This window comes from uncultured Nocardioides sp., assembly GCF_902805925.1.
In the GTDB taxonomy this organism is placed as follows: domain Bacteria; phylum Actinomycetota; class Actinomycetes; order Propionibacteriales; family Nocardioidaceae; genus Nocardioides.
On sequence record NZ_CADCUP010000124.1, the window covers coordinates 1 to 6,975 of the forward strand.

The window sequence follows — 6,975 nt, forward strand, 5'->3', positions numbered from 1 at the left end:
GGCTCGTCACGGTCGAGGCGGGGCTCCCGCTGCACCGGCTCAACGCGCTGCTGGACGCGGCGGGGCTGGCCCTGGCCAACCTCGGCGACATCGACCGGCAGACCGTCGCGGGCGCGATCTCCACCGGCACCCACGGCACCGGCTCGGCCTTCGGCGGGCTCGCCACCCGGGTGCACGCCCTCGAGCTCGTGACGGCCGCCGGCGAGGTGCTGACCTGCTCGGCCGACGAGAACGCCGACGTCCTCGAGCACGCCCGCGTGGGCCTGGGCGCCCTCGGCGTGGTCTCCACGGTGACCCTGCAGACGGTGCCGGCCTTCGCCGTGCACGCCCAGGAGCGCCCGGCGCCGCTCGACGAGACCCTCGCGCGCTTCGACGAGCTGACCGCCACCCGCGACCACGTGGAGTTCTACTGGTTCCCCCACACCCGCGGGACCATCGTCAAGGTCAACACGCGGCTGCCGCTCGAGGCCGGACTCCACCCGCTCCCGCGCGCCCGCGCCTGGTGGGACGACGAGCTCCTCGCCAACACCGTCTTCGGTGCGCTGGTCTCCGCCGGCCGCCGCCTGCCCGCGCTGGTGCGCCCGGGGGCGAGGGTCGCCGCCGCGGCCCTGGGCGCCCGCGAGTTCACCGACCTGTCCCACCGCGTCTTCGTCAGTCCGCGGCGGGTCCGGTTCGTCGAGATGGAGTACGCCGTCCCGCGCGAGGCGCTGCTCCCGCTGGTGCGCGAGATCGTGGCGGCCGTCGAGGCCGGCGACTGGCGCATCGCCGTGCCCGTCGAGGTGCGCACCGGTGCCGCCGACGACATCCCGATGTCGATGGCCTCGGGCCGCGAGACCGGCTACGTCGCCGTCCACGTCGCCCCCGGCAGCCCCGACCAAGCGGCGTACTTCCGCACCGTCGAGCGCCTCGCCGCCCAGGTCGGCGGACGCCCGCACTGGGGCAAGATGCACTCACTGACCGCCGACGACCTGCGCGGGCGCTATCCGCGCTTCGACGACTTCGTCGCGCTGCGGGACCGGCTGGACCCGGCCGGCGTGCTCGCCAACGACCATCTCGACACCGTGCTCGGCGCGCCGGTCCGGGCCCGCGGCTGACGACCGCCCCCGACCCTGGCGCGTGGCATGCGCCCCGGCCGGTCGGGTACCCGCAGGGCATGAGCGAACCCACCACAGACACGACGCGAGTGAATCGACCGCTGGCCGCCGTCACCGGCGCCAGCAGCGGCATCGGGCTGGAGCTGGCCAGGCAGTTCGCCGACCACGGCTTCGACCTGGTGGTCAACGCCGAGGACGCCGAGCTGACCGCCGCCGCCGACGACCTGCGCCGCCGCGGGGTCGACGTGGTCGCCGTCCGGGCGGACCTGCGCGAGCCGACCGGGGTCGGCCAGCTGTACGACGCGATCCGGGCCGACGGCCGCCCGCTCGACGCCATCGCGCTGAACGCCGGCGTCGGCCAGGGCGGTGCGTTCGTCGACACCGACTGGGACGACGACCGCGAGATCATCGAGCTCAACGTGCTCTCCACGGTGCACCTCGCCAAGCTGGTGCTGCGGGACATGGTCGCGGCCAACCGCGGCCGGGTGCTGGTCACCTCCTCGATCGCCTCGGAGATGCCGGGGTCCTTCCAGGCGATCTACAACGCCTCGAAGTCGTTCCTCCAGTCCTTCACCGAGGCACTCCAGAACGAGCTCAAGGACTCCGACGTCACGCTCACCTCGCTGATGCCCGGCCCCACGGAGACCGAGTTCTTCGAGCGGGCCGAGCTGATGGACACCAAGGTCGGGCAGGCCGAGAAGGACGACGCCGCGCAGGTCGCCGAGCAGGGCTTCAAGGGCCTGATGGCCGGCGAGGACCGGGTCGTCGGCGGCGGGATCTCGACGCGCGTGCAGGAGGCCGCCAGCAAGGTGCTGCCCGACAAGGTGAAGGCCGCGATGCACCGCGGGATGGCCGAGCCGGGCTCCGGCGAGTGACGTGGCCGGCGACGGCGAGCCGACCACGGGAGCCACGGTCGGTGACCTGCAGGTCGGCCACCTCTCCACCGGCCCCATGCCGACCGGGGTGAGCGTGTCTCACACCGGAGGGGGAGCGCCGCCACCACGAGCGCCGGATCGCCGAGCTGGGACGTGACTCTCTGACGAGCTCGAGGCCGGCGGCGAGACGCAGCCTGACGTGTGGGTAGCGGCAGGCGCGCATCCGCCCCCGCTCCGGACTCGCCCGAACCACCACATCGGCAGAATGGACCGGTGCCCGACCTGCGCTCCGCCCTGCTGGTGACCGGCGTGCTGACCGCGCTGTGGGTCGCGAGCTGCCTGGTCCTGGTGCTGCTGGCGAGCCGGCTCCCCGACGGGCTGCTCAAGCAGGTGGCCGAGTTCCTGCCCGCGTGCCTCACCACGGCGCGGCGGCTGCGCCGGCACCCGGACGTGCCGCGCCGGGCGCGGCTGGCGATGCTGCTGGCCGTCGTGTGGGTGGTCTCGCCTCTCGACCTGCTGCCGGAGTTCCTGCCCGTCATCGGCCCCCTCGACGACGTGGTCGCGGTCGTCCTCCTGCTGCGGTACGCCGCCCGGTCGGTGCCGCGCGACGTCCTGCTGGAGGCGTGGCCCGGCGACCCGGCGCTGCTCGTGCGGCTCCTGGGCCGACGTCGTGCTCCCCGGTGACTGGAGTGGTCCACCTGGGGCGCCGTGGGCGGCATGAGTGACACGACGACCGAGTCCGGCACCCGTTCCGACCGGGGTTCTCCGGCCGGCCCGCGGTGGCGGGCGTGCACTGACGGCTCGGGGGCTCACGACTCCAGGAGGCGCAGCCAGACCTCGCTCGAGGTGGGGTAGCTGGGGACCGCGTGGCGCAGCACGTCCAGCGGCACCCGGCCGACGACCGCCACGGTGGCGGAGTGGACGAGGTCGGCGACCTCCGGGCCGACGAAGGTCGCACCGAGGAGGACGCCGGAGTCGTCGTCGACCACGAGCCGGGCCTGCCCGACGAGGTCGTCACGGAGCAGCGACGCACCGGACGCGGCGCTGAGCGGCGAGTCGCGCAGGAAGAAGGAGCGGCCGGCCTCCTCGGCCTGGCGCGCGGTGAGGCCCACGGAGGCGACCTGCGGGTCGGTGAAGACGACCTGGGGCACCGGCACGAAGCCCGGCACCACCGGCTCGTGCCCGTGCCCGGCCCGGGCGGCGATGCGCCGGCCGACCATCCGGGCCTGGTACTTGCCCCAGTGGGTGAGCGGAGCCTCGCCGTTGACGTCGCCGACGGTGTGCAGCCAGTCGGGCAGGACGCCACCGGAGACGGCGCCCCGCAGGTCCGCGCCGCTCAACCCGACCGTCTCGAGGCCGATGTCGTCGGTGGCCGGGCGCCGGCCGACGGCCACGAGCACCTCGCTCGCGGTCAGCTCCGCACCGTCGTCGAGGGTGAGCGTCACGGGCCCGCCGTGGACGCGGCCGGTCCCGGTCGCCTGCGCATCGGGGCGGCTCGCGGACGAGACGGACGCCGAGAGTCGCACGTCGATCCCCTCGGCGCGCAGCGAGTCGAGCACCAGCTCCCCGGCGAACGGCTCGAACGGCTCGAGGAGGCCCGGGCCGCGCACGAGCATCGTCACCGCGCTGCCCAGCGCGCGCATCCAGCGCGCCGACTCACAGGCGACGACGCCGCCGCCGACGACGACGAGGTGGTCGGGGACCTCCCGGACCCCGGTGGCGTCGCGCGAGGTCCAGGGCTGGAGGTCGGCGTACGGCGCGGGCAGGTTGGCCACGCTGCCGGTCGCGACGACCACCGCCTCCCGCGCGGTGAGGACGCGCCCGTCGACCTCGACGGTGCGCTCGCCGGTGATCCGCCCGCGGCCGCGGACCACGGAGATCCCGGCATCCGCCGCCCAGGACACCTGGCCCTCGTCGGAGTAGCCGGAGACCCAGTAGTCGCGCCGGTCGAGCAGCCCCTTCACGTCGACGCTCGGGACGCCCGTCAGCCCGCCGACGTTCGCCGCGCCCGCCAGCAGGTCGAGCGGCCGGAGCATGGCCTTGCTCGGCATGCAGGCCCAGTAGGAGCACTCGCCGCCCAGCAGCTCCGCCTCCACGATCGCGGCGGTGCGGTCGGTGCCCTGGATGGCGTACTGCGCGGCGTTCTCGCCCGGGGGTCCGCCGCCGATGACGATGACGTCGTACTCGTTGTCGCTCATGCAGCCGAGGCTAGGGCCACCGGCGCCCGCCTGCCCAGCACCCGGCGGGCGGCGAGGGCCGCGACGAGCAGGGTGAGCCCGCCGGCGACGCCGACGACGTTGAACCCCTCGGTGAACGCGACGCGGGCCGCGTCGAGCACGGCGGGGGAGGAGACGGCCGAGGCCGGGCTGATGCCCTCGCCGGCCGCCTCCGCGGCGGCGTCCGAGGTGCCGCCGGGCAGCAGCCCGGGCAGCGCGCCGCGGTAGACCAGCGTGAGCAGCGAGCCGAGCGTGGCCACGCCGAGGGCGATCCCCAGCTCGCCGCACGTCTCGGCCAGCGAGGCGGCCGAGCCGGCCCGCTCGGGGGGTGCGGCACCCATGATCAGGTTCATCACCAGCGACATCGGCACGCTCACACCGGCGGAGGCGAGCACCATCGCGGTGACCTGCAGCCCCAGCGCGTCGGTGTCGACGACCCCGATGAGCAGCAGCCCGGCACCGGCGACCACCAGGCCGCCCCATACGAGGCCCACGGTGTCGAGGCGCTGGTCGAGCCGGGGAGCCAGCAGGGTGCCGGCCAGCATCACGAGATTCTGCGGCAGCAGCCACAGGCCGACGTGGAGCGGGCTGAGGCCGAGCACGTTCTGGAGGTAGAGCGCGGAGGCGAAGGAGACGCCCGCCATCACCACGCCGGTGAGCAGGAAGGTGGTCAGGCCCACGGTGAAGCGGCGGTCCGAGAAGAGCGCGAGGTCCACGAGCGGGTCGGCCAGGCGGCGCTGGCGGCGGCAGAAGGCGGCACCGGCACCGAGGCCGACGACGACCGCGAGCGCGGCGGCCACGCCGGCGTGCCCACGGGCCACCTCCTTGAGGCCGTAGACCAGCGGCAGCAGCGTGGCCAGCGACAGCACGACGCTGGCGGCGTCGGGCAGCCTCCCGCCGGCGGCGCGGGGCTGCTCGGGGAGCAGCCGCGGGCCGACCGCCACCAGCAGGACCATCACCGGCACGCCGACGAGGAACGCCGAGCCCCACCAGAACCGCTCCATCAGCAGGCCCCCGACGATCGGCCCCGCGGTCATGCCGCCCATGAAGCAGGCCAGCCACACGCTGATCGCGACCGCCATCCGCTCCGGCTCGGGGAACAGGTGCCGGATCAGCGCCATCGTCGCCGGCATCAGGGTCGCGCCGGCCACGCCGAGCAGCGCCCGGGCGGCGATGAGCATCTCCGGGCTCGTCGAGTACGCCGCGACCACCGACAGCACGCCGAACGCCGCGCCGCCCACCAGCAGCATCCGGCGGCTGCCGAGCCGGTCGGCCAGCCCGCCCATGGTGACGAGCAGCCCGGCGAGCAGGAACGAGTAGATGTCGAGGATCCACAGCTGCTCGACCCCGCTGGCGCCGAGGTCTCGGCTCAGCGACGGCAGGGCGACGTACAGCACGCTCACGTCGATCGAGATCAGCAGGGTGGGCAGGGCGAGGACGGCCAGGCCGATCCAGGCCCGGCGTCCGTCGGGGCGCGCGTCGGTGGAGATGCCGCTGTCGGTGGAGGTGGAGGTGGAGGTGGAGGTGGAGGTGGAGGTGGAGGTGGCAGTCATACCCCTTCCACGAACGGCCGCCCGGGAATCCGACACCCCGGCACCGGAGACCTGCGTCGGCCTGTCAGGCTGCTGCCCGTGGACTCTGCGGGGGAGCCGGTGCTGCGCGTGCGCGGGCTCGGACGCACCTACGGCGGCGTCGCGGTGCTGTCCGGCCTCGACCTCGACGTGACGGCCGGTACGGCGGTCGCGCTGGTCGGCGACAACGGCTCGGGCAAGTCGACCGCACTGCGGTGCATCACCGGTGCCGACGAGCCCACGGCCGGGACCATCGACCTCGACGGGGCGCCGTACGACGAGCGGACGCCGCGGGTGCGGCGCGACGTGGCGGTGGTGCTCGACGACCTCGACTTCTTCCCCGACCTCAGCGTGGTCGAGCACCTCGACCTGCTCGCTCGCGCCCACCGCGTCGACGACGCCGACGAGGTGGTCGACCGGGTGCTCGACGACCTGCGCCTCATCCCGCAGTCGGGCCAGCTCCCCGCGACGCTGTCCTCGGGCCAGCGGCGCCGGCTGTCGCTGGCGAGCGCCTTCGTGCGACCGCGGCGGCTGCTCGTCCTCGACGAGCCCGAGGCCCGCCTCGACGCCGACGGGGTCGGCTGGCTGGCGCGCCGGCTCGTCGAGGAGAAGCGGGCGGGCCTGGCGGTCCTGTTCGCCAGCCACTCCACGAGGCTCGTGGAGGCGGTGGCCGACCGCGTCGTCGACCTCGGGACCGGCTGATGGCCCCGTGGAGCGGGTCGGAGGTCGGCGACCTGCGCGCCGACATCCGGGAGTGGCGGCGCGGGCGGGCGACGGCGACCCTGACCGACGTGCTGCAGGACGTCTACGTCGGCGTCTTCGCCGTGGTGATGCTCGGGGCGATGGTGGGCAACGTCGTCGTGGGATTCCGCCGTGAGGCCGACGACCTCTGCGTCGCGGCCGGCTGCGTCGCCGCCCGGGCCGTGCTGCCGTGGCTGACCGTCACGGCCACCCTGGCCGCGCTGCTGGCGCTCGCCCGGCTCCTCGGTCCCCTCTTCACCAGCCCGGCCGCCGGTGCATGGCTGCTGAGCACGCCGGTCGACCGGTCGGCGCTGCTGCGGCGGCGGCTGGTGCTCGTCTCGGTCGTGGCCGCGGTGGTGGCGGTGCTCGTCGCGCTGCCCGCGACCGCCCTGACCGGGCTCGCGCCCTCGGTGGTCGCACTCGCCACCGCGTCGGTGGGCGTGGCGGGCGTCGGCCTCGTCGCGGTAGCGGCGGCCGC

At 75.0% G+C, this 6,975-nt stretch carries 7 protein-coding genes; 5 read left to right on the forward strand and 2 right to left on the reverse strand.

All coding sequences use genetic code 11. The features are described from left to right. From QZX64_RS08870 to QZX64_RS08880, 3 genes are all read left to right on the forward strand, one after another. Nucleotides 1-1,094, forward strand: a 1,094-nt coding sequence (locus tag QZX64_RS08870; RefSeq protein ID WP_295658477.1) for a D-arabinono-1,4-lactone oxidase, incomplete at its 5' end; no start/stop codon positions are given. Nucleotides 1,095-1,153: 59 nt separating this feature from the next. After that, complete coding sequence (locus tag QZX64_RS08875) at nucleotides 1,154-1,969, forward strand: SDR family oxidoreductase (protein ID WP_295658478.1); 816 nt, start codon at nucleotides 1,154-1,156, stop codon at nucleotides 1,967-1,969. A gap of 273 nt (nucleotides 1,970-2,242) precedes the next feature. Further along, nucleotides 2,243-2,653, forward strand: a complete 411-nt coding sequence (locus QZX64_RS08880) for a YkvA family protein (RefSeq protein ID WP_295658479.1) — start codon at nucleotides 2,243-2,245, stop codon at nucleotides 2,651-2,653. A gap of 125 nt (nucleotides 2,654-2,778) precedes the next feature. On the opposite strand, the gene QZX64_RS08885 is transcribed toward QZX64_RS08880, so the two are convergent. Further along, nucleotides 2,779-4,167 (reverse strand): NAD(P)/FAD-dependent oxidoreductase, encoded by a 1,389-nt coding sequence (locus QZX64_RS08885; protein WP_295658480.1) that lies wholly within the window; start codon nucleotides 4,165-4,167, stop codon nucleotides 2,779-2,781. After that, nucleotides 4,164-5,738, reverse strand: coding sequence for an MFS transporter (locus tag QZX64_RS08890; RefSeq protein WP_295658482.1), 1,575 nt, complete (start codon nucleotides 5,736-5,738; stop codon nucleotides 4,164-4,166). The genes QZX64_RS08885 and QZX64_RS08890 overlap by 4 nt, the downstream gene beginning before the upstream one ends. A gap of 78 nt (nucleotides 5,739-5,816) precedes the next feature. Between QZX64_RS08890 and QZX64_RS08895 the strand changes: the two genes are divergently transcribed. Together QZX64_RS08895 and QZX64_RS08900 are read left to right on the forward strand one after the other, a co-directional pair. Beyond that, complete coding sequence (locus tag QZX64_RS08895; protein WP_295658483.1) at nucleotides 5,817-6,458, forward strand: ABC transporter ATP-binding protein; 642 nt, start codon at nucleotides 5,817-5,819, stop codon at nucleotides 6,456-6,458. Continuing rightward, a partial coding sequence (locus QZX64_RS08900; protein ID WP_295658485.1) for a DUF6297 family protein occupies nucleotides 6,458-6,975 on the forward strand: 518 nt, incomplete at its 3' end. The genes QZX64_RS08895 and QZX64_RS08900, both read left to right, overlap by 1 nt.

Coding starts and splice junctions, on each gene's coding strand:
- QZX64_RS08875 (WP_295658478.1), top strand. CDS start 1,154: ATGAGCGAACCCACCACAGACACGACGCGAGTGAATCGACCGCTGGCC.
- QZX64_RS08890 (WP_295658482.1), bottom strand. CDS start 5,738: ATGACTGCCACCTCCACCTCCACCTCCACCTCCACCTCCACCTCCACC.
- QZX64_RS08885 (WP_295658480.1), bottom strand. CDS start 4,167: ATGAGCGACAACGAGTACGACGTCATCGTCATCGGCGGCGGACCCCCG.